The sequence below is a fragment of the Monashia sp. HAY1-5C genome (genome assembly GCF_056755255.1).
Window position 1 is genome coordinate 1 of record NZ_JBPGXG010000662.1, and the last position, 243, is coordinate 243.

Annotated in this window: 1 pseudogene; it reads left to right on the top strand. The window is 68.7% G+C overall.

Features of this window, described 5'->3' with window-relative positions:
* Nucleotides 1–114: 114 nt before the first annotated feature.
* A pseudogene (locus tag ACR9ZK_RS23110) lies at nucleotides 115–243 on the top strand (sugar phosphate nucleotidyltransferase); the annotation flags it as partial.

The window sequence follows — 243 nt, forward strand, 5'->3', positions numbered from 1 at the left end:
CCCCCCCCCCCCCCCCCCCCCCCCCCCCCCCCCCCCCCCCCCCCCCCCAACAAAAAACCCCCCCCCTAGATGTAGCTCCGTCTCGTGGGCTCGGAGATGTGTATAAGAGACAGGGTCTACTACCCGCTCTCGACGCTCATGATGGCCGGCATCCGTGACGTGCTCGTCATCACGACGCCGTGGGACGCCGAGCAGTTCGTCCGGCTCCTCGGTGACGGTTCGCAGTGGGGCATGTCCATCACG